This window comes from Ramlibacter sp. MAHUQ-53, from assembly GCF_052600055.1.
Window position 1 is genome coordinate 73,662 of record NZ_JBQWTS010000012.1, and the last position, 17,048, is coordinate 90,709.

18 protein-coding genes are annotated in these 17,048 nt (G+C 71.8%); 12 read left to right on the forward strand and 6 right to left on the reverse strand.

The features are described from left to right. Positions 1–51: 51 nt before the first annotated feature. The 5 genes from lplT to panC all read left to right on the forward strand — a co-directional run bounded on the left by lplT (position 52) and on the right by panC (position 4,466). Positions 52–1,338, forward strand: a complete 1,287-nt coding sequence (lplT, locus tag ACT80S_RS16960; protein ID WP_377418000.1) for a lysophospholipid transporter LplT — start codon at positions 52–54, stop codon at positions 1,336–1,338. Between the two features lie 5 nt (positions 1,339–1,343). Further along, positions 1,344–2,279, forward strand: coding sequence for an EamA family transporter (locus tag ACT80S_RS16965; protein ID WP_377418002.1), 936 nt, complete (start codon positions 1,344–1,346; stop codon positions 2,277–2,279). Continuing rightward, on the forward strand, positions 2,263–2,748 hold the full coding sequence (locus ACT80S_RS16970; protein ID WP_377418004.1) for a glutathione peroxidase: 486 nt from the start codon (positions 2,263–2,265) through the stop codon (positions 2,746–2,748). Before ACT80S_RS16965 ends, ACT80S_RS16970 begins: the two co-directional genes overlap by 17 nt. A gap of 70 nt (positions 2,749–2,818) precedes the next feature. Next, a complete protein-coding gene (gene panB, locus ACT80S_RS16975; RefSeq protein ID WP_377418006.1) occupies positions 2,819–3,631 on the forward strand; it encodes a 3-methyl-2-oxobutanoate hydroxymethyltransferase in 813 nt (270 codons plus the stop codon). Between the two features lie 7 nt (positions 3,632–3,638). Continuing rightward, positions 3,639–4,466, forward strand: a complete 828-nt coding sequence (gene panC / locus ACT80S_RS16980) for a pantoate--beta-alanine ligase (protein ID WP_377418008.1) — start codon at positions 3,639–3,641, stop codon at positions 4,464–4,466. Between the two features lie 10 nt (positions 4,467–4,476). On the opposite strand, the gene ACT80S_RS16985 is transcribed toward panC, so the two are convergent. Continuing rightward, positions 4,477–5,397: a LysR family transcriptional regulator gene (locus ACT80S_RS16985; protein WP_377418010.1), complete on the reverse strand. Its 921-nt coding sequence runs from the start codon at positions 5,395–5,397 to the stop codon at positions 4,477–4,479. A gap of 128 nt (positions 5,398–5,525) precedes the next feature. On the opposite strand from ACT80S_RS16985, the gene ACT80S_RS16990 reads away from it, so the two are divergent. The 4 genes from ACT80S_RS16990 to ACT80S_RS17005 are packed head-to-tail and all read left to right on the forward strand — an operon-like array spanning position 5,526 to position 9,317. Beyond that, positions 5,526–6,491: a Bug family tripartite tricarboxylate transporter substrate binding protein gene (locus ACT80S_RS16990; protein ID WP_377418012.1), complete on the forward strand. Its 966-nt coding sequence runs from the start codon at positions 5,526–5,528 to the stop codon at positions 6,489–6,491. 2 nt (positions 6,492–6,493) lie between these two features. Then, positions 6,494–7,726, forward strand: coding sequence for a CaiB/BaiF CoA transferase family protein (locus ACT80S_RS16995; protein WP_377418014.1), 1,233 nt, complete (start codon positions 6,494–6,496; stop codon positions 7,724–7,726). A gap of 24 nt (positions 7,727–7,750) precedes the next feature. Continuing rightward, complete coding sequence (locus tag ACT80S_RS17000; RefSeq protein ID WP_377418016.1) at positions 7,751–8,134, forward strand: cupin domain-containing protein; 384 nt, start codon at positions 7,751–7,753, stop codon at positions 8,132–8,134. A 19-nt stretch (positions 8,135–8,153) separates the two neighbouring features. Beyond that, positions 8,154–9,317 carry an acyl-CoA dehydrogenase family protein gene (locus ACT80S_RS17005; RefSeq protein WP_377418018.1) on the forward strand — a complete coding sequence of 388 codons (1,164 nt, stop codon included), beginning with the start codon at positions 8,154–8,156 and terminating at the stop codon, positions 9,315–9,317. 151 nt (positions 9,318–9,468) lie between these two features. Here the strand turns inward: ACT80S_RS17005 and ACT80S_RS17010 are convergent, their stop codons facing one another. Next, positions 9,469–10,149, reverse strand: a complete 681-nt coding sequence (locus ACT80S_RS17010) for a hypothetical protein (RefSeq protein ID WP_377418020.1) — start codon at positions 10,147–10,149, stop codon at positions 9,469–9,471. 158 nt (positions 10,150–10,307) lie between these two features. On the opposite strand from ACT80S_RS17010, the gene ACT80S_RS17015 reads away from it, so the two are divergent. Next, positions 10,308–10,478, forward strand: coding sequence for a hypothetical protein (locus tag ACT80S_RS17015; RefSeq protein WP_445323092.1), 171 nt, complete (start codon positions 10,308–10,310; stop codon positions 10,476–10,478). A gap of 65 nt (positions 10,479–10,543) precedes the next feature. On the opposite strand, the gene ACT80S_RS17020 is transcribed toward ACT80S_RS17015, so the two are convergent. Beyond that, positions 10,544–11,011, reverse strand: a complete 468-nt coding sequence (locus ACT80S_RS17020) for an RrF2 family transcriptional regulator (protein ID WP_377418024.1) — start codon at positions 11,009–11,011, stop codon at positions 10,544–10,546. A 70-nt stretch (positions 11,012–11,081) separates the two neighbouring features. Then, on the reverse strand, positions 11,082–11,993 hold the full coding sequence (locus ACT80S_RS17025) for a LysR family transcriptional regulator (RefSeq protein WP_377418026.1): 912 nt from the start codon (positions 11,991–11,993) through the stop codon (positions 11,082–11,084). 144 nt (positions 11,994–12,137) lie between these two features. On the opposite strand from ACT80S_RS17025, the gene ACT80S_RS17030 reads away from it, so the two are divergent. Then, positions 12,138–13,244 (forward strand): S-(hydroxymethyl)glutathione dehydrogenase/class III alcohol dehydrogenase, encoded by a 1,107-nt coding sequence (locus tag ACT80S_RS17030; RefSeq protein ID WP_377418028.1) that lies wholly within the window; start codon positions 12,138–12,140, stop codon positions 13,242–13,244. Positions 13,245–13,246: 2 nt separating this feature from the next. After that, positions 13,247–14,092 (forward strand): S-formylglutathione hydrolase, encoded by an 846-nt coding sequence (fghA, locus tag ACT80S_RS17035; protein WP_377418030.1) that lies wholly within the window; start codon positions 13,247–13,249, stop codon positions 14,090–14,092. 30 nt (positions 14,093–14,122) lie between these two features. Here the strand turns inward: fghA and ACT80S_RS17040 are convergent, their stop codons facing one another. Both ACT80S_RS17040 and ACT80S_RS17045 read right to left on the reverse strand, forming a co-directional pair. Continuing rightward, positions 14,123–15,490, reverse strand: coding sequence for a glycosyl hydrolase family 8 (locus ACT80S_RS17040; protein ID WP_377418032.1), 1,368 nt, complete (start codon positions 15,488–15,490; stop codon positions 14,123–14,125). Positions 15,491–15,779: 289 nt separating this feature from the next. Next, positions 15,780–16,715: a LysR family transcriptional regulator gene (locus tag ACT80S_RS17045; RefSeq protein WP_377418034.1), complete on the reverse strand. Its 936-nt coding sequence runs from the start codon at positions 16,713–16,715 to the stop codon at positions 15,780–15,782. Between the last annotated feature and the right edge of the window lie 333 nt (positions 16,716–17,048).

The following is a 17,048-nucleotide window of genomic DNA, read 5'->3' on the forward strand; positions in this document are numbered from 1 at the left end:
GACAGGCAACCCGCCGCGCGTCGCACCCCTGCACGCGCGGCCGCATCACGAATGAAGCGCGGCTTTTACACCATCATGTCGGCGCAGTTCTTCAGCTCGCTGGCCGACAACGCATTGTTCGTGACCGCGGTGGAACTGCTCAAGTCCGGCGGCGCGCCCGAGTGGCAGCGCGCGGCGCTCGTGCCGATGTTCGCCCTGTTCTACGTGGTGCTCGCGCCCTTCGTGGGCGCCTTCGCGGACGCACTCCCCAAGGGCAAGGTCATGTTCATCAGCAACGCCATCAAGGTGGTGGGCTGCCTGATGATGCTGTTCGGCTCGCACCCGCTGCTGTCGTACGCGGTGGTGGGCCTGGGCGCCGCGGCCTACTCGCCGGCCAAGTACGGCATCCTCACCGAGCTGCTGCCGCCCTCCCAGCTGGTCAAGGCCAATGGCTGGATCGAGGGCCTGACCATCGCCTCCATCATCCTGGGCATCCTGCTCGGGGGCCAGCTGGTGGGCCATGCGGTCTCGAGCCAGCTGCTGGCGCTGGACTTCCCCCTCATCGCCACCGGCGTCGACACCCCGCCCGAGGCCGCCATCGCGCTGCTGATCTTCGTCTACGGCCTGGCCGCGTGGTTCAACACCCGCATACCGGACACCGGCGTCGAGATGCGCCCCATCCCGCCGAACCCGCTGGCCCTGGTGCCGGACTTCTGGACCTGCAACACCCGCCTGTGGCGCGACAAGCTGGGCCAGATCTCGCTGGCCACCACCACCCTGTTCTGGGGCGTCTCGGGCAACCTGCGCTACATCATCCTGGCCTGGAGCGCGGTGGCCCTGGGCTACGGCACCACCCAGGCCTCGGCCCTCACCGGGGTGGTGGCCCTGGGCACCGCCATCGGCGCGGTCGCCGCCTCCATGCGCATGCGCCTGGACATGGCCACCAGCGTGATGCCCCTGGGCATCGGCATGGGCCTGCTGGTGATCCTCATGAACTTCATCAGCAACGTCTGGGCCGCCGCCCCGTTCCTGATCCTGCTGGGCGCGCTCGGCGGCTTCCTGGTGGTGCCGATGAACGCGCTGCTGCAGCACCGCGGCCACAACCTCATGGGCGCGGGCCGCTCCATCGCCGTGCAGAACTTCAACGAGCAGGCCTGCATCCTGGGCCTGGGCGCGCTGTACAGCCTGTCCACCGGCATCGGGCTGTCGGCCTTCGGCGCCATCACCGGCTTCGGCCTGATCGTCGCCGGCGCGATGTACGTGATCCAGCGCTGGCACGCCAGCAACCTCGTCAAGCACAAGGACGAGGTCGACCACCTGCTGGAGATCGCGCGCCACGACAACATGCACGGCAGCTGAGGCCTGTGCACGGCATCAACCGCCAGGCGGCGGGCGCGGCGCTGGCGCTGGTCGCCAACGCCTTCGTCTGGGGCATCTCCTGGTGGCCGTTCCGCGAGCTGCAGGCGCGCGGCCTGCACCCGCTGTGGGCCACCGCCGGCGTCTACCTGCTGTCCCTCGCCGTCCTGCTCGCCTGGCGCCCGCGCGCGCTGCGCGAGGCGGTGGGCCACCCCTCGGCCTGGGTGCTGGGCGCGGTGGCCGGCCTGACCAACGTGGGGTTCAACTGGGGCGTGTCCATCGGCGACGTGGTGCGGGTGGTGCTGCTGTTCTACCTGATGCCCGCCTGGTCCATCGTGCTGGCCTGGCCCCTGATCGGCGAGAAACCCACCCCGGTGGCGGTGGCGCGCCTGGCGCTGGCCCTGGCCGGCGTGGTCGTGGTGCTGGACCCGGCCGGCCACGGCGGCCTACCCCTGCCCGCCAGCCTGGCCGACTGGCTCGGCCTGGGCGCGGGCCTGTGCTTCGCCATCACCAACCTGATGCTGCGGCGCATGGAGCAGGTGCCGGCGCCCTCGCGCGTGCTGGCCATGTTCGCCGGCGGCGCCCTCCTGTCCGCGCTCACCGCCCTGGCCGGCGGGATGCTGGGTGCCGTGGCCGCGCCGCGCCTGGGCCTGGACGGCGTGCCGCTGGCGGCGGTCCTGGCCCTGGCCTTCCTGCTCGGGAACGTGGCCTTGCAGTACGGCGCCACGCGCCTGCCGGCGCAGGCCACCGCGCTGATCATGCTGTCCGAGGTGGTGTTCGCCAGCGTCTCCTCGGTCGCCCTGGGCGCGGCCGACCTCACGCCGGGCGTGCTCGCCGGCGGCGCCCTGATCCTCGCCGCGGCCATCTGGTCGGCCTGGCCCGCGCGCGCGCCGGCCGCCGCACAATCGGCCGATGGACCCCACGCCGATGACCACCGCCCATGACTTCGAGGCCCGCCGCATCGACGGCACGCCCTGGCCGCTGTCGCAGCACCGCGGCCAGGTGCTGCTGGTGGTGAACACCGCCAGCGCCTGCGGCTTCACGCCCCAGTTCGCCGGGCTGGAGGCCCTGCACCGGCAGTACGGCCCGCGCGGGCTGGCGGTGCTCGGCTTCCCCTGCAACCAGTTCGGCGCGCAGGACCCGGGCAGCAACGCCGAGATCGGCGCGTTCTGCCAGGCGAACTACGGCGTGAGCTTTCCCATGATGGAGCGGGTCGAGGTCAAGGGCCCCGGGGCCCACCCCCTGTACCGGTGGCTCACCGCGCAGGCGCCGGGCCTGCTGGGGACGCGCGCGATCAAGTGGAACTTCACCAAGTTCCTGGTCGGGCGCGATGGCCGCGTGATCCGCCGCTACGCGCCGCTGGCCAAGCCCGGCTCGCTGGCGCGCGACATCGAGGCGGCCCTGGCGCGCTGAGGGCCGCCAGTGCGCGCCGTCAGCCGACCTCGTTAGACTCCACCCCGACTTCCGAACGACCGCTGCGACCATGACCGACACCGTCCGCAAGCCCATGACGCTCCACCGCCTGCGCGAGATGCACGCCGCCGGGGAGAAGATCGCCATGCTGACCTGCTATGACGCCACCTTCGCGCACGTCCTCGACGATGCCGGCGTCGACTGCCTCCTGATCGGCGACTCCCTGGGCATGGTGCTCCAGGGCCATGCCTCCACCGTGCCGGTGCAGCTGTCCGACATGGCCTACCACGTGGCCTGCGTGGCGCGCGGCGCGCGCCAGGGCTGGATCATCGGCGACCTGCCCTATGGCAGCTACCAGCAATCCAACGCGCAGGCCATCGCCAGCGCCACGGCGCTGATGCAGGCCGGCGCGCACATGGTCAAGCTCGAAGGCGCCGGCTGGACGGCCGAGACCATCCGCTTCCTCGTGGAGCGCGGCATCCCGGTGTGCGCCCACCTGGGCCTGACCCCGCAGTACGTGCACGCCCTGGGCGGCTACCGCATCCAGGGCCGCGACGACGCGGCCGCCGCCACGCTGGTGCGGCATGCGCGCGAGGTGCGCGATGCCGGCGCCTCGATGCTGGTGCTGGAGCTCATTCCCTCCGCGGTCGGCGCGCAGGTCACGCAGGCCATCGACATCCCCACCATCGGCATCGGCGCCGGCCCCGACACCAGCGGCCAGGTGCTGGTGCTGCACGACATGCTGGGACTGAACCACGGCCGCCTGCCACGCTTCGTGCGCAACTTCATGGACGGCTCGCCCAGCATCCCCGCGGCCATCAAGGCGTATGTCGACGCCGTGAAGTCGGGCACGTTCCCGCAGCCGCAGGTCCACACCTACTGATTTCCGCATGAAGATCGTCCACACCATCGGCGAGCTGCGCGCCGCGCTCGCCGGGGCGCAGCGCCCCGCCTTCGTGCCCACCATGGGCAACCTGCATGACGGCCACCTGGCCCTGGTGCGCCAGGCCCGCACGCTGGGCGACGTGGTCGTCGCCAGCATCTTCGTCAACCGCCTGCAGTTCCTGCCGCACGAGGACTTCGACCGCTACCCGCGCACCCTGGACGCCGACTGCGCCAAGCTCGCGCCGGCCGGCTGCGACATCGTCTTCGCCCCCTCCGAGCAGGACCTGTACCCCGAGCCCCAGGGCTACAAGGTGCACCCGCCCACCGAGGTCGCCGACATCCTCGAGGGCGAGTTCCGCCCCGGCTTCTTCGTCGGCGTGAGCACGGTGGTCATGAAGCTGTTCGGGTGCGTGCAGCCGAAGTACGCCTGCTTCGGCAAGAAGGACTACCAGCAGCTGATGGTCATTCGCGGCCTGGTGCGGCAGTTCGCGCTGCCCATCGAGATCGTCGCGGGCGAAACGCTGCGCGCCGACGACGGCCTGGCCCTGTCCTCGCGCAACATGTACCTCTCGCCCCCGGAGCGCCAGGAGGCGGTGCAGCTGTCGCTGGCGCTGAAGGCGCTGGCCGCCCAGGTGAAGTCCGGCCGCCGCGACTTCGCCGCAATGGAGCGCGAGGCCCTGGACGCCCTGCGCGCGCGCGGCTGGCAGCCGGACTACCTCACCGTGCGCCGCCAGCACGACCTGCAGGCCCCGCAGGGCGAGGAGCCCCTGGTCGCCCTCGGCGCGGCCAGGCTGGGTGCCACGCGCCTGATCGACAACCTCGAGATCGCCTGACGCCGCGGGCTCACCCCGGCGCCCGGGCGCGCCGGCGGCCCGTTCCCAGCCCGCGCAGCGTCTGCGCCGCGCTGCGCAGGAAGCTGTCCAGCGCCGGGCGGGCATGCGCCGGATTCCACACCAGCAGCGCCGGCGCAGGCGCCGCAGGCCCCGCGAAGCGCACGAAGCGCACGCCCTCCACGCGCGACTGCGCGATCGAGCGGGGCACCAGCGACACCCCCAGGCCCTGGGCCACCATCGCCACGATGGTGAGCCACTGGCGCGCCGCATGCACGGTGCGCGGGTGGATGCCCGCGCGGCTGAAGATGGCGATGACGTTGTCGTAGTTGGCCGGCGAGACCTCGCGCGAGAACATCACGAAGCTCTCGTCCCGCAGCGCCTGCAGGTCGACCACCCGCGCGCCGCTGCGCGGGTGGGTGGCGGGCAGGGCCACCACGAACTCGTCGGGCACCAGCGGCAGCGACTGCAGCTGCGGCGGCACCGACGGGGCATTGATGAAGCCGGCGTCGAGGCGGCCATGCAGCAGGTCCTGCAGCTGCTCGGCGGTGGACATCTCGCGCAGCACCACGTCGATGCCCGGCATCTCGTGGCTGAAGGCCTGCACGATGGCGGGCACGTCCCGGTAGACCAGGGAGCCGGTCGTGCCCACGTCGAGCCGGCCGCTGATGCCCCCGGCCACCGCCTGGGCGATGCTGCCCGCGCGGGCCACGCGGTCCAGGATCTGCTGTGCCTCGACGAGGAAGGCGGTGCCGGCCGGCGTGAGCGCGACATGCTTGCTGTTTCGCAGCAGCAACTGCACGCCCAGCGCCTCCTCCAGGGACTTGATGGCTGAACTCAGGGGCGGCTGCGTGATGGACAGCCGCTGGGCCGCCCGGCCGAAGTGCAGCTCCTCGGCGAGTACGACGAAATAACGCAGGAAATGCAGCTTCATCCCGGGAACCTCAAGGATTCGAGAAAAGAATCATACGAGCCAAAAAATGAATTGGACGGGAATCGTCACCCCGGCCACGATGTCTCGCCCGGACTCACATAACCACAGACCGCCTCCAGGAGACTCGCATGACGTTCATCACCCGCGCCCTCGGCGCCGCCGCCCTCGCCGCCTCCGCGGCCGCCATGGCGCAGGCCCCCGCCTACCCCACCGCCCCGATCACGATGGTGGTGCCCTTCGCCGCCGGCAGCGGCACCGACGCGGTGGCCCGCATCGTCGCCAAGCGGCTGGGCGAGCGGCTCAAGCAGCCGGTGCTCGTCGACAACAAGGCCGGCGCCAGCGCCCAGATCGGCGCGCAGTTCGTCGCCAAGGCCAAACCCGACGGCTACACGCTGTTCATGACGACGAACACCTCGCACTCGGCCAACCCGGCGCTGTTCACCAACCTGAAGTACGACCCGATCAAGGACTTCACGCCGGTGGTGCGCGTGGGCGAGCTGCCCTTCGCGCTGTTGGTCAACGCCTCGCACCCGGCCAAGACCCTCCAGGAGTTCATCGGCATCGCGAAGGCCCAGCCCGGCAAGCTGTCGTACGCCACGCCGAACAGCACCTCGCTGGTGGCCTCGGAGACCATCAAGCGCATCGCCGGCATCGACGTGCTGGGCGTCCCCTACAAGTCCAGCCCGCAGGCGCTCACCGACCTGGCGGGCGGGCAGGTGCAGATGTACGTGGCCGACCTCGGCTCGAGCATGGGCATGATCAAGGGCGGCAACGTGCGCGCCCTGGCCGTGACCACCCGCGCGCCGCTCAAGAGCCTGCCCGGCGTGCCGCCGGTGGCCAGCGCCGTGCCCGGCTTCGACCTCACCTCCTGGAACGGCATCTTCGGCCCCGCCGGCCTGCCCAAGCCGGTGGTGGACCGCCTCAACGCCGAGGTGCTGCAGGTACTCGCCGAGAAGGAGGTGCAGGACCAGCTGAGCCAGCTCGGCTTCGAGGTCTGGCCCAGCAAGACGCCCGAGGAATTCACCAAGTACGTGGCCGACCAGCTCGCGAACTGGACGGACCTGATCAAGCGCGCCGGCATCCGGCCCGAGTGAGCATGCAGCCTGCCGACTCCCGCCCGGCGCGCACCGGCCCCCTGGCCGGCGTGCGCATCCTCGACCTCACCTCGGTGATCATGGGGCCCTTCGCCACCCAGATCCTGGCCCAGCTCGGGGCCGAGGTGATCAAGGTCGAATCTCCCGACGGCGACAACATGCGCCATGTCGGGCCGATGAACCATCCCGGCATGGGCCACATCTTCCTGCACGCCAACGCGGGCAAGAAGAGCGTGGTGCTGGACCTCAAGCAGGCGCAGGGGCGCGAAGCCGCCCTGCGCCTGGCCGAGGGCTGCGACGTCTTCATCACCAACGTGCGGCCGCTGGCCATGGCCCGCCTCGGCCTGGGCTACGAGGCGATGCGGCAGCGCAACGGGCGCCTCATCTACGTGAGCTGCTGCGGCTTCGACCCCGAGGGCCCCGACGCCGCCCGCCCGGCCTATGACGACCTGATCCAGGGCGCCACCGGCGTGCCCTGGCTGATGCAGCAGTACGGAGCGCCCGAGCCGGGCTACGCGCCGACCACGCTGTCGGACCGGGTCACCGGCCTGCACGCAGTCTACGCCGTCACGGCGGCCCTCTATGCCCGCAGCCAGACCGGCCTGGGCCAGGAGGTGGTGGTGCCGATGTTCGAGGCCATGTCGCAGTTCATCCTGGGCGACCACATGGCCGGCCTGAGCTTCGAGCCGCCGCGCGGCGAGCCGGGGTACGCCCGCCTGCTCACGCGCCACCGCAAGCCCTACGCCACGCGCGACGGCATGCTGTGCGTCCTGATCTACAACGACAAGCACTGGCGCAGCTTCTTCGCCGCGATCGGCGAGGGCGACGGCCTGGGCGCCGACCCGCGCTTCGCCACGCACGGCGCGCGCGCCGCGAACATCGACGCGGTGTACGCCGAGGTCGCCCGGATCATGCGCACCCGCACCACCGCCGAATGGCGCGCGCTGCTGGATGCCGCCGACGTGCCGAACATGCCGATGAACAGCCCCGCCGACCTGCTGGCGAACCCCCAGCTGCGCGCCACCGGCTTCGTGCACGACACGGTGCACCCGACCGAGGGCCCGCTGCACACGCTGGCCCACCCCACGCGCTGGTCGGCCACGCCGCCCGAGCGCCGCTTCGCGCCGGCCCCGCGCCTGGGCGAACACACCCTCGAGGTGCTGCGCGAGGCGGGCTACTCCGACAACGACCTGCGGGCCCTGGCCGACCAGGGCGCCTGCATGGCCGCCGCCTGACCCCTTCCTCCTTCCCGTCCTCCCATGAAACCCAAGTACCTGGTCCGCGCCGCGGACGTTCCCGGCTACCACCCCGCCAACCACGACCACACCACCAACCAGCGCCTGATCGGCCCCGAGACCGTCGGCGCGCGCCACATGGAAGTGGTGCTGGGCACCCTGCACAAGGGCGGCGGCGCCCTGCCCCATGCCCACCCCGGGCTGGAGCAGGCCTGCTACCTGCTGGAAGGCACGGCCCATGTCGAAGTGGCCGGCGAGTCGTTCGAGATGGTGCCGGGCGACACCTGCTTCTTCCCCGCGGACGCCCTGCACGTCTTCACCGTCACCAGCGACACGCCGGTGAAGCTGCTCGTGATCTACAGCCCGCCCTACGGCGAATCGCCGGACAAGGTCGTCCGCCCCCAGTGACCGCGAGCGAGGCCCCGACATGAATTTCCACTGGACGCCCGAGCAGGAGCAGATCCGCGAGGCCATCGAGAAGGCCTGCGCGCCCTTCGACGCCGACTACTGGCTGCGCAAGGACCGCGAAGGCGGCTTCCCGCACGACTTCCACCGCGCGCTGGCCGATGCCGGCTGGCTCGGCATCGCCATGCCCGAGGCCTACGGCGGCGCCGGCCTGGGCATCAGCGAGGCGGCGCTGATGATGCACACCATCGCGGCGACCGGCGCCGGCCTGTCCGGCGCCTCGGCGGTGCACATGAACATCTTCGGCCTGCACCCGGTCGTCGTATTCGGCACCGAGGAACAGAAGCAGCGCTGGCTGCCGCCCCTCATCGCCGGCCAGGACAAGGCCTGCTTCGGCGTCACCGAGCCGAACACCGGCCTGAACACCCTCAAGCTCAAGACCCGCGCGGTGCGCGAGGGTGACCACTACGTGGTGCATGGCCAGAAGGTCTGGATCAGCACCGCGCAGGTGGCCAACAAGATCCTGCTGCTGGCACGCACCACGCCGGTGGAGGAATGCCAGGGCACCGAGGGCCTGAGCCTGTTCTACACGGACCTGGACCGCGCCACCGTCGAAGTGCGCGAGATCGAGAAGCTCGGGCGCAAGTGCGTGGACTCCAACCAGGTCTTCATCGACGGCCTGCGCATCCCGGTGGAGGACCGCGTGGGCGAGGAAGGCAAGGGCTTCAGCTACATCCTGCACGGGCTGAACCCCGAGCGCATCCTGATCGCCTCGGAAGCCATCGGCCTGGGCCGCGCCGCGCTGCGCCGCGCGGCCAACTACGCCACCGAGCGCGAGGTCTTCGGCCGCCCGATCGGCAAGAACCAGGCGATCCAGCACCCGCTGGCCAAGTCGTGGATGGAGCTGGAGGCGGCGCACCTGATGGTGCAGAAGGCGGCCTGGCTCTATGACCAGGGCCTGCCCTGCGGCGCGGAGGCCAACAGCGCCAAGTACCTCGCCGCGGAAGCCTGCTACGGCGCCTGCGAGAACGCGATCTTCACCCACGGCGGCATGGGCTACGCCAAGGAATACCACGTGGAGCGCTACCTGCGCGAAGCCTGGATCCCGCGGCTGGCGCCGGTCAGCCCGCAGTTGATCCTGTGCTTCATCGCGGAGAAGGCCCTGGGCCTGCCCAAGTCGTACTGACCCGGACGGCGGCCTGCGGCATCGGCGGGCCGTCAGCGGATCGAGGCACGGACCTTCTCGATCTCGTCGCGGCAGACCTTGACCGTCGCCTGCTCGCAGGAGGCGGCTTCCAGCGCCACCTCCTGGATGATCTTCTGCTCCTGCGGCGAGGTCAGGCGACGTCGGCCGGCGTGGCCGAATAGGACAGCGTGTACAGGCCCCTGGCCGCCCCGGGCGCGGCGCCCTGCGCCTGCAGCGCGGCGTCGGACAGCTCGCCGGCCGCCAGGGCGCGCAGGGCCTCGAGGTCGTAGCCGGTGGCGATGAAGACCCAGTCCGCCGTGCCGTCCCCGCCGCGGATCTTCTGCTCGGTGGTCTGCGCGATCGCCGGCGTCTCGTGGCGCAGCAGGTGGCCGCCGACGCAGCCGGGGCGGTCCGCCAGCGCGGCGCCCAGCGCGCCGAGCGCGCCGCGCAGCGCGCCGTCACGCCCCGCGGCCGGCGACAGCCGCACGGTGAGCGCGTGGCGCGCGGTGTGGCTGCCCGCCGATTCCAGCACCCGGCACTGGCTGCGGACCATGTGGCGGTGGTGCGGCATCATGCGCGTGGACCAGGGCGTGGGCGCATTCAGGCGCGCCTGGTAGGCGGGCGAGGAGAGGACCTCGTAGGCCTCCAGCTCGTACACCTGGAAGACGCCCTCGCCGCCATCGGCGCTGGCCCAGCGCGTGGCGCGCCGGAACCCGGGGATGCCCAGGCGCTCGCGGAAGTGCTCGTGCGAATGCCAGTCCTCGAACTCGGCGCGCATCTCCGGCGCCATGTCCCACCACATCGCCAGGGCGGCGGTTCCCATCAACGCCATGCCGGTGCCTCCGGCGCGGCGGGTGCGCGCATCACGATCATGTCCATGTCTCCTGCGCCCGCCTGTGTCCGGGGCGTCCCGGCCCATCATGCCAAAAAATCTGAACGTCCCCCGACGGCGCCGGCCTCGCGCAGGTCGCCACCGAGGCCTTGCTGAAGATGCTGGCCGACCCCCGCACGCGCGGCTACAGCGTGGTCCAGGACACCCAGGCGCACGGCATGAGCTCGATGGCGGCGCCGGTGCGCAGGGGCGACGGCCTGGTGCTGGCGGGCCTGGACCCGGGGCCGCTCCCGTTCGACGTCGCCACCGGCGCCTTGCGCGCGCTGTGACGGGTGGAGCCGGCATCGAGCGACAACCGCCTCAACGACGGCCGCTGCGGCGCTGGCCGGCCGGGTCAGCGCCGGCGCGCGGCGTCCGCCGGGGCCGCCACCGGCTCGATGAACAGGATGCGCGCGATCTGGTGGCGGTTGCGCGCCAGGTCGGCGAGGGTGTAGCGGTCCAGCACCGCGTAGAAGGCCTCGAGGGCCTCGCGCAGCACGCCGCGCAGGCGGCAGGCCGGCTCGATCGCGCAGCGGAGCTCCTCGCCGAAGCACTCGGCCACTTCGTCCCCGCCCTCGGTCGCCCGGACCACCGCGCCGACCCCGATCTCCCCGGGCGCCAGGCCCAGCTCGATCCCGCCGCCCTTGCCGCGCACGGTGGCCAGCCACCCCTGCCGGCCGAGGAAGTGCACCACCTTCACCAGGTGGTTCTCGGACACGTCGAACGCCTGCGCGATCCGGGCGATGGTCGCCCGCTGCCCGGGCTGCGCCGCCAGGTAGATCAGGACGCGCAGGCTGTAGTCGGTGAAGGCGGAGAGTTTCATGGCCGCAGGCGGGGTCTCGATCGGGCGAGCTTACCGTCGCCGCCTGCCCCGGGCCGGCCGGCTCGGCGCGTCACCCGCGCAGGCCCTCGCCGTGCCGGCGCACCGCCTCGACGATGTGGTCGAACACCAGCCGCACCCGCGCCGGCACCGGCCCGCGCTGCGGCCGGTACACGTAGACGCCCCAGGGCGGCGGCGCCAGCTGCGGCAGCAGGCTCACCAGCCGCCCCGCCCGCAGCAGCGGCGCGCACAGGTAGTCCGGCACCTGGCCGATGGCGGCGCCCGCGAGGATGGCGCCGAGCTCGGCGTCCGGGTCGTCGGTGAGGAAGGTGCGCGCGCCGGGCGTGAACTGGCGCCCGCCCTCGAAGTGCCAGGGCCAGGTGCGGCCGGTGTTGGGGTCGAGCAGCGCCGTCACCGGCAGGTCCGCCAGGTCCTCGAGCCGGCGCGGGGCGCGGATGCGCGCCAGCAGTCCCGGCGTGGCGACCAGGCAGAACGCCACCTCGCCGGCCTTGCGCGCGACGAAGCGGTTGTCCCGCAGGAAGCCGATGCGCACGCCGACGTCGATCTGCTCGTCGACCACATCGGCGAAGGCATCGGACAGCAGCACGTCCAGCGCCAGCCCGGGCTGCGTGGCCGACAGCCCGCCCAGCGCCGGCACCACGCAGACCCGCCCCAGCACCCGCGGCGCGGTGATGCGCACGCGCCCGGTGAAGGCGGTGGCGGCGTCCTGCGCCGCCGGGTGGAACAGCGCCTCCGCCTCCGACAGCAGGGACCGCGCCCGCACCGCCAGCTGCTCGCCGAAGGCGGTGATGCGCACCTGCCGCGTGCTGCGGTGGAACAGCAGCTCGCCGAAATGCGCCTCCAGCTCCTGGATGGAGCGGGTCACCGACTGCGGCGAGGTGCCCAGGCGCGCGGCCGCCTCGCGGAAGCTGCCGCCCTCGGCGGCGGCCTGGAAGATGCGCAGGAGTTCGAGGTGGTTTTGCAAGCAGGACGGCGCCGATTGTTCCAGTCGGCGGAATTCTAAAGTCCCCTTTCTTCCATTTACAGCCAGCCGCCGGTGACCGACCATCCCGGGCTTGCGCGGGCGCGAGGCCCGCACCGACCCCCGACCCGAGAAGAGGACACGACCATGAAGACCCGAGCCGCCGTCGCCTGGAAAGCCGGCCAGCCCCTGACCATCGAGACCGTCGACCTGGACGGCCCGCGCGCCGGCGAGGTGCTGGTGGAGGTCAAGGCCACCGGCATCTGCCACACCGACTGGTACACCCTGTCCGGCGCGGACCCCGAGGGCCTGTTCCCCGCCATCCTGGGCCACGAGGGCGCGGGCGTGGTGGTGGACGTGGGCGCCGGCGTGACCAGCCTGCGCCCCGGCGACCACGTGATCCCGCTGTACACGCCCGAGTGCCGCCAGTGCAAGTTCTGCCTCTCGCGCAAGACCAACCTGTGCCAGGCGATCCGCGCCACCCAGGGCAAGGGCCTGATGCCCGACGGCACCAGCCGCTTCTCGCTGGACGGCCAGCCGCTGTTCCACTACATGGGCACCTCCACCTTCGCCAACCACATCGTGGTGCCGGAGATCGCGCTGGCGAAGATCCGCCCCGACGCGCCCTTCGACAAGGTCTGCTACATCGGCTGCGGCGTGACCACCGGCATCGGCGCGGTGATCTTCAACGCCAAGGTGGAGGCCGGCGCCAACGTGGTGGTGTTCGGCCTGGGCGGCATCGGCCTGAACGTGATCCAGGGCGCGCGCATGGTCGGCGCCGACAGGATCATCGGCGTGGACCTGAACCCCGGCCGCGAGGCCATGGCCCGCCAGTTCGGCATGACCCACTTCATCAACCCGAAGGACGTGGACAACGTGGTCGACGCCATCGTGCAGCTCACCGACGGCGGCGCCGACTACAGCTTCGAGTGCATCGGCAACACCACCACCATGCGCCAGGCGCTGGAGTGCACGCACAAGGGCTGGGGCCGCAGCATCATCATCGGCGTGGCCGAGGCGGGCGCCGAGATCAGCACCCGCCCCTTCCAGCTGGTGACCGGCCGCAAGTGGGAAGGCTCGGCCTTCGGCGGCGCGCGCGGCCGCACCGACGTGCCGAAGATCGTGGACTGGTACATGGAGGGCAAGATCGACATCGACAGCCTGATCACGCACAAGCTGCGCCTGGACCAGATCAACGAAGGCTTCGACCTGATGAAGCGCGGCGAGTCGATCCGCTCGGTGGTGGAGTTCTGAGCATGGCGGCCCTGGAGACCCTGTCCGCGCACCGCTGCTTCGGCGGCACGCAGGGCTTCTACCGGCATGCGTCCGCGGCCACCGGCGGGCCGATGCGCTTCGGCGTGTTCGTGCCGCCGCAGGCGGCGGCGGGCCCGGTGCCGGTGCTGTTCTTCCTGGCGGGCCTGACCTGCACCGAGGAGACCTTCGCCTTCAAGGCCGGCGCGCAGCGCCTGGCGGCGCAGCTCGGGCTGATGCTGGTCACGCCGGACACCAGCCCGCGCGACACCGGCATCGACGGCGCGGACGCCGCCTGGGACTTCGGCCACGGCGCCGGCTTCTACCTCGACGCCACGCAGGCGCCGTGGTCCGCCAGCTTCCGCATGGAGACCTGGGTAGCGCGCGAGCTGCGCGAGCTGGTGCTGGCGAACTTCCCGGCGCGCGGTGACCGCATCGGCATCTGCGGCCACTCCATGGGCGGGCACGGCGCGCTGACGCTCGCCCTGCGCCACCCCGGCGCCTACCGCAGCGTCTCGGCGATCGCGCCGATCGCCGCGCCCTCGCAGTGCCCGTGGGGCGCCAAGGCCTTCGCCGGCTACCTGGGCGAGGACCGCGCGGCCTGGGCGGCGCATGACGCCACCGCCCTGATCCGCGCCGGCGGGCGGCTGCCGCCGCTGCTCGTGGACCAGGGCCTGGCCGACAAGTTCCTCGCCGAGCAGCTGCACCCGCACCTGCTGGAGGCCGCCTGCCGCGAGGCGGGCCAGCCGCTGGCGCTGCGCCGCCACGAGGGCTACGACCACGGCTACTACTTCATCGCCACCGTCATCGACGACCACCTGCGCCACCACGCGCAGGCCCTGGCGGGCTGAGGGCGCGCCGCCGCCCGCGGGTGGCGCCCGTCACGGGTTCCACCAGTTGCCCGAGGCCACCAGCATCGGGATCAGCTGCAGCTCGCTGTCGTAGTAGTCGGTGGTGAAGTGGGCGGCATTGGCCGACCACAGCGTGTCCAGGAAGGCCTGGTGCTCGGCGTCGACCATGCAGCCCACCATCAGCGGGCCCACCGTGCTCTCGGCGAAGTAGCGCCCGCCGACGGCGCTGCCGTCGAGGTTGTAGAGGCCGGCGGCGTTGAACGGGTTGCCGCCGCAGTCGGCCCGGAGGAAGCGGGTCATGTCGCTGACCACCGCCTTCCAGCCCGCGTCCCCCGAGAACAGGTAGTCGGTGCCCCAGCGCCAGGGGTTGCGCACCGCGTTGGCGTCGTAGAGGCCCTCGTAGGGCCCTTCGATGAGGTTGCCCGGCGAGGGCGCGGGGCGGGTCGTGCAGTCGACGATGAAGCCGGGCTGCAGGCGCGCCACCGGCGAGTGGCTGGCGACGATGCCGGTGACCAGGCTGAGGCAGCGGCTGATCGCCAGGTCCCAGAAGGCGTCGCCGGTGGCGCGGCGGAAGGCGCGGAAGTGGCCGACCATGTGGTCCGAGGTGCGGGTGTTGGTGCGCTGCGGCCCGCGCGGCTCGCCGGTGGCGGCGAAGTTCACCGACTTGAGCGCCGCGATGGTGGCCAGCGCCTCCTGGCGGTAGTTCACCGCGCCGCCCGAGCCCCACTGGCGGTCGGCCATGAGCAGGGCCAGGGCGATGTCGAGGTCGCCGTCGGTGGCGTTCCAGCCGTCGCCGGCGCTGCCCATCGCGGACGACAGCCGCCACTCGTGCAGGTACTTCGCCTCGGCGCGGCCGGCGTTGATGTGGCCGTAGGCGGGGCGGCCGCGCGCGGTGCGCAGCAGGCCGTCGAAGGCGGTGCGCGCGTCGGGATCGCTGCCCGCCATCAGCACCGAGATCAGCATGCCGTAGCCGATGCCCTCGGACACGCAGGCGTAGCTCGTGTTCGTGAAGCGCACATGCCAGGCATCGGTGATCACCAGGCCGGCCAGCGTGCCCGCCGTGGCGGTGAACGCGGGCGACTTCACCAGGTTGCGGGCCTTCCACGCCGCATGGCAGGCGGTGATGCTGGCGTCCATGGCCGCGAAGCTGGCGGAGGCGGGCAGGATGCCGAAGGGGTAGCGCCCGTTCACCAGGTCCTTGCGGGAGCCGAAGGGGTAGGCGACGGTGCCGGGGGCCGGCGCGGGCGCCGGCGCCGGGGCCGGGGCCGGCGGCGGCTTCACCGGCTTGCGGGCGATCTCGGCATCGGGCGCCGGCGCGGACGTGCCGCCGCCGCCGCAGGCGGCCAGGGTCAGGAGGGCGGCGGCGGAGCCGCCATGGAGGAACAGGCGTCGTTTCATCGGGGATGCGGAAGGACTCGGAACGAAGCCGGGCGCGGGCTGGCGCCTCAGCAGGCGGCGCGACTCTAGTAGGACGTGTCCGACATCCATGTAGGAGATTGCTTGCACGCGTAACCAGGCGCACCGGCGCATGGACGGCGGGACCGTGGATGAGCCTGAGCTGGCGAGCGCTGCCTCAGCCGAGGGACGCAGCGCCCCGGCGGGGCACGAGCCGCGCGCGGCGTCGAGGGCGCGCCGCGGTTACGGGCGTGGGGATGGAGTTACCGCTGCTTGCGGCAGCCGGGCGGGGTCAACCCGCCGCGCCGGCGAGCCCGAGCGCGCGGTCCATCCGCAGCGCCGCGAGCTTGGCCAGCTGCCGCAGCCACAGCAGGCCCTGGTCCGAGGACTTGTACTTGTGCCACTGCATCCGCTGGTCCATGCGGGGCAGCGCGACCGGCAGGTCCAGCAGCGCCAGCGGATGGTGGTTCGCCAGCTGCATGGCCAGGCGCCGCTGCACGGTGGCGATGCGGTCGGTGCCGGCCAGCAGCATGGGCAGCGAGGTGAAGCCGTACGAGCTGACCTCGATGCGGCGCTCCACCCCCAGCTGCTCCAGGGCCACGCTCTCGAAGCTCTTGTGGCTGGCCGACGGCTGCATCACCACATGGCCGGCGGCCTGGTAGGCCTCCAGCGAGAGCGGCCGGCCCACGTGGCGGCTGTCATGGCACACCACGCAGCAGAAGGACTCCTCCACCAGCGGCTCGGTGGGGTGGTCGGTGGAGGCGTAGTTGTTCGGGATGACCAGCAGGTCGGCGTCGCCGCGCTCCAGCATGCGCTGGGGCGAGTCCACCTGCGGCAGGAACTGGAAGCGGATCGAGCGCGTCTCCTGGTGCGCCAGCGCCAGCACGTGCGGCGCCAGGGTGCTGAGCGTGTAGTCGGAGACGACGATGCGGAACTGCCGGTTCGAGTCGTGCGGCTGGAACATCGGCGGGTTGGCCACCGTGGCGTCGATGCGCACGAGCACGTCGCGCACCGCGTCGCGCAGGCCCTCGGCGCGCGGCGTGAGCTCCATCCGGCGCCCGATCTGCACCAGCAGCTCGTCGTCGAAGTACTGGCGCAGGCGCGAGAGCGCGTTGCTCATGGCCGACTGGCTCAGGTAGACCCGCTCCGCCGCCAGCGTGATGCTGCGGTGCTCCAGCAGCGCGTCGAGCGCCACCAGCAGATTGAGATCCAGCTTGTTGAACCGCATGCGCCGCTTCGTGGGTAGGGATGAGGAGCGCGCAGTGTAGTGGCCCGCGCGCCTGCGGCAGAGGACGGGACCCGAACTAAGTAGATACCCTAAAAGTATTTCCCGGTTCGATTCCTCGCATGTCTCGAATCAATTTCTCAAATGGGAGCCGCGTCCTTAAGGTTGCGCCCCTGATCCGTGAATTGAGAGACATGCCGGTGACCCACGACTACGCCAGCAGCCAACGCAAACCCAGCAAGCACCTGGTCGGCTTCGCCGCGGTGGTGGTGCTGCATGCCCTGCTGTTCTGGGCGATCAACTCCGGCCTGGCCCGAGCCTTCGTCAAGAAGCTCA

Bases quoted from the DNA above. Each gene is read 5' to 3' on its own strand.
- lplT (WP_377418000.1), top strand. From the start codon at position 52: ATGAAGCGCGGCTTTTACACCATCATGTCGGCGCAGTTCTTCAGCTCG.
- ACT80S_RS17020 (WP_377418024.1), bottom strand. From the start codon at position 11,011: ATGAAACTCTCCGCCTTCACCGACTACAGCCTGCGCGTCCTGATCTAC.
- ACT80S_RS17000 (WP_377418016.1), top strand. From the start codon at position 7,751: ATGAAACCCAAGTACCTGGTCCGCGCCGCGGACGTTCCCGGCTACCAC.
- ACT80S_RS17005 (WP_377418018.1), top strand. From the start codon at position 8,154: ATGAATTTCCACTGGACGCCCGAGCAGGAGCAGATCCGCGAGGCCATC.
- panB (WP_377418006.1), top strand. From the start codon at position 2,819: ATGACCGACACCGTCCGCAAGCCCATGACGCTCCACCGCCTGCGCGAG.
- ACT80S_RS16990 (WP_377418012.1), top strand. From the start codon at position 5,526: ATGACGTTCATCACCCGCGCCCTCGGCGCCGCCGCCCTCGCCGCCTCC.
- ACT80S_RS16985 (WP_377418010.1), bottom strand. From the start codon at position 5,397: ATGAAGCTGCATTTCCTGCGTTATTTCGTCGTACTCGCCGAGGAGCTG.
- panC (WP_377418008.1), top strand. From the start codon at position 3,639: ATGAAGATCGTCCACACCATCGGCGAGCTGCGCGCCGCGCTCGCCGGG.
- ACT80S_RS17030 (WP_377418028.1), top strand. From the start codon at position 12,138: ATGAAGACCCGAGCCGCCGTCGCCTGGAAAGCCGGCCAGCCCCTGACC.
- ACT80S_RS17045 (WP_377418034.1), bottom strand. From the start codon at position 16,715: ATGCGGTTCAACAAGCTGGATCTCAATCTGCTGGTGGCGCTCGACGCG.
- ACT80S_RS17040 (WP_377418032.1), bottom strand. From the start codon at position 15,490: ATGAAACGACGCCTGTTCCTCCATGGCGGCTCCGCCGCCGCCCTCCTG.
- fghA (WP_377418030.1), top strand. From the start codon at position 13,247: ATGGCGGCCCTGGAGACCCTGTCCGCGCACCGCTGCTTCGGCGGCACG.
- ACT80S_RS16970 (WP_377418004.1), top strand. From the start codon at position 2,263: ATGACCACCGCCCATGACTTCGAGGCCCGCCGCATCGACGGCACGCCC.
- ACT80S_RS17010 (WP_377418020.1), bottom strand. From the start codon at position 10,149: ATGGCGTTGATGGGAACCGCCGCCCTGGCGATGTGGTGGGACATGGCG.
- ACT80S_RS16995 (WP_377418014.1), top strand. From the start codon at position 6,494: ATGCAGCCTGCCGACTCCCGCCCGGCGCGCACCGGCCCCCTGGCCGGC.
- ACT80S_RS17015 (WP_445323092.1), top strand. From the start codon at position 10,308: ATGCTGGCCGACCCCCGCACGCGCGGCTACAGCGTGGTCCAGGACACC.